Source organism: Streptomyces sp. NRRL B-24085, from assembly GCF_001282115.1.
GTDB lineage: Bacteria > Actinomycetota > Actinomycetes > Streptomycetales > Streptomycetaceae > Streptomyces.
On the sequence record NZ_LJBR01000434.1, the window covers coordinates 1 to 2,865 of the forward strand.

Genomic DNA, 2,865 nt, shown 5'->3' on the forward strand with positions numbered 1-2,865 from the left:
CTCTCCCCCCGCCCCCTGCGTCACCTCTCCGAGGTGCACCGCCGTGTCGTGACCGCCGGCCGGCTGCGCGCGACCGGCGTCTCGGTCGCCGAGGCCAACGAGCAGTGCCGGCCCGGCGGCCCCTGGCAGCAGATCCTCCCGGGCGTCTTCCTGCTCCACCCGGGCCCGCCGACCAGCGAGGAGCGGCTGCACGCGGTGCTGATGTACGCGGCACGGGAGCAGAGCGCCGGGGTCCCCGTGCAGCCGGGCGCCGAGTCGCCGCACCGGCCGGTGTACGCGGAGGCGATGATCACCGGCCTCGCGGCGCTCACGCTGCACGGCTTCAGCTCGACACCGCCGCTGCCCTCCCTGGACCGGATCGACGTCCTGGTCCCGAGGCTGCGGCGGCTGCGTTCGACGGGCGGCGCGCGGATCGTCCGCACCTCGGCGCTCCCCGCCGCCGAACAGGTCACCGGCCTCCCCGTCGCCCCGGTGCCGCGCGCCCTCGCCGACGCGGTCACCGATCTCACGGACGCGGGCGCGGTACGCCGGCTGCTGACCGAGGCGGTGCGCGGCGGGCACTGCGAACCGGCCGCCGTCGTGCGGGAGTTGAACAACGCCAAGCTGCTGAGCCGCCCGCACGTGGTGGACGCGGTGGACTCCCTGCTCGCCGAGGGCCGCGCCATCGCGGAGGACCGCCTGTACCGCATGGTCACGGAGTACGGCCTGCCCGACCCGGTGTGGAACGTCGACCTGAGGCTGCCGGGCGGCCCCCACCTGGGCGGCCTGGACGCGTACTGGCCGGAGCAGGCGGTCGCGGTGGAGCTGGACACCCGCGCCCCCCGCCAGGACGAGGACGCCCTGTGGTCGGAGTACGCCCGCAAGCGCGAGCACCTGGAGCGGCTCGGCATCACGGTCGTCCACATCACCCCGCGCAAGCTCCGGGACGCGATGGAGCAGCAGGCGACGGTGGTCCGTACGGCCCTGATGGCCTCGGGCGACCGGGATCCCGCCGCCTATGTCGTGGTGCTGCCCCGGTAGTGACGGACCGGGGCGGGACCAGGAGGGGAGAGGAGGGGCCACGGCACTGGGGAGCCGGGGCCCCTCCTCATGTGCGTGCGACCGCGGCGCGCCTACCGGCCGCAGTACTCCGCCTCGATCACGGCGTCGGTGTCCCCCGACCAGTCGCCGTTGAAGTTGAAGGCGAGGGAGTGCCGCCCGTCGGCCGTGGTCACGGCCACGGAGGAGGAGCCGTGGATGCCGCCGTCGTGGCCCCACACGTGGACCCCGCAGCTCAGCTCGCGGTCGATCAGGGCGAGACCGTAACGGGCCCCCGGGTGCTCGTCGACGGCCACCGTGGTCTTCATCTCCCTGAGCTGCTTCGGCGGGAGCACCCTCCCCCGCAGCAGGGCCGAGTAGAAGCGGTTCAGATCGTCCGAGTCGGAGATCATCTCGCCCGCCGAGGAGGCGAGGGACGGGTTCAGCTCGGTGACGTCGTAGGTCGGTCCCGTCGCCGTCCGCGCGAGCTTGGAGTAGGCCCGGCTGCTGGGCTCGGGCACGGTGACACGGGTGCCCGGGACCGAGGTGGCGCTCAGGTGCAGCGGGGCGATGACACGGCGGCGGATCTCCTCGCCGTACGTCCGTCCGGTGGCCTGCTGGATCACCATGCCGGCCAGGACGTAGTTGGTGTTGGAGTAGCTCCAGGACGTGCCGGGCGCCAAGTCCGGCCGGTGGGCCATGGCGATGGCGACCAGCTGCCCGGGGCTCTGGGTGTCGTAGCGGTGTGCGAGGAAGCCGTCCTTGAGGAAGTACGTGCGCCCGAACGTGTCGTCGGAGGTGTAGTCGAAGACGCCGCTGGTGTGGTTGAGGAGCTGGCGGAGGGTGATCCGGCCGCCGTCGTGGCCGTTGCCGTGGACCGTGCCGGGCAGCCACTTCTCCACCGTGTCGTCCAGCGACAGCCGTCTTTCGGCCTCCAGTTGGAGCAGCACGGTGGCGACGAAGGTCTTGGTGACGGAGCCGACGCGGTAGCGGTCGTCCGCCGAACGCGGCGCGTGCGTCCTGAGGTCGCCGACACCGGCCGTGGTCGACCAGGTGCCACGCCCGTCCCTCGCGGTGAGCGTCACCCCCGGCACGCCGTCCTGCACGGCGGCGCGGACGGCCTGCCGGGTGGCCGCGTGAGTGTCGGCCCCGGCCGCCGTCGCCGGGGCGGCGAGGCCGGTCGCGAGTGCCACGGCACTCGCCCCGACCACCACAGTCGTGCGTACGGTCATGTCTTCCCCCTGTTCCGGCACGCTCGGCGAGCGTGACCGGCGGGAGAGACCCACCCCGGACCGGGAGGGTTGAGGCGGATCACGCGGGTTGGGCCGCTTTCAGCCCTTCTTCAGGATCAGCTCCGTGTTCCGGTCCTGTGCGGCGCCGCCGAGCTTGTCGCTCGAACCGGGGGCGTTGTAGGCCAGTTCGCGGTAGAGGGCGGCGAGGCCGGTCTGGGACAGGTCGGTGAAGTCGGTGCGGTGGGGGGCCGCGGACTCGATCAGGGTGGTGAAGACCGAGATCGTGCCGTCCTTGTTGTCGGCCAGTTCGACGACCCGGGCGAGGTGCGGGAAGTCGATGTGGGAGGCGGTGGAGATCTCCCAGAAGGAGCGGCCGCCGGGGGCGGAGTGGGCGGTGATCACATTGCGGTGGATGTGCCCGTTGACCCAGGCGAGGACGTTGCTGTGCCGGGTGAGGAGGGTGACGACCTCCTGGCCGTTGTGCCGGCGCTCGCCCGGGTGGGCCGGGTCGGGGCGGGTGTTGGTCATCGAGTAGCCGGTGTGGTGGCTGTAGACGACGGCGAAGGAGTCCTTGTTCTGCCGCAGCGTCCGGGCCAGCCATCGCAACAGCCCGGTG

At 72.7% G+C, this 2,865-nt stretch carries 2 protein-coding genes and 1 pseudogene; 1 reads left to right on the top strand and 2 read right to left on the bottom strand.

Annotated features, from left to right (window positions below):
• Nucleotides 1-1,020 (top strand): hypothetical protein (locus AOJ26_RS35800; RefSeq protein ID WP_053852530.1); only part of this gene is annotated, 1,020 nt, incomplete at its 5' end.
• Between the two features lie 92 nt (nucleotides 1,021-1,112).
• Here AOJ26_RS35800 and AOJ26_RS35805 read toward each other — a convergent pair.
• Nucleotides 1,113-2,249, bottom strand: coding sequence for a serine hydrolase domain-containing protein (locus tag AOJ26_RS35805; protein WP_053852531.1), 1,137 nt, complete (start codon nucleotides 2,247-2,249; stop codon nucleotides 1,113-1,115).
• Between the two features lie 99 nt (nucleotides 2,250-2,348).
• Nucleotides 2,349-2,865 (bottom strand): annotated as a pseudogene (locus tag AOJ26_RS35810) (TIGR03767 family metallophosphoesterase); the annotation flags it as partial.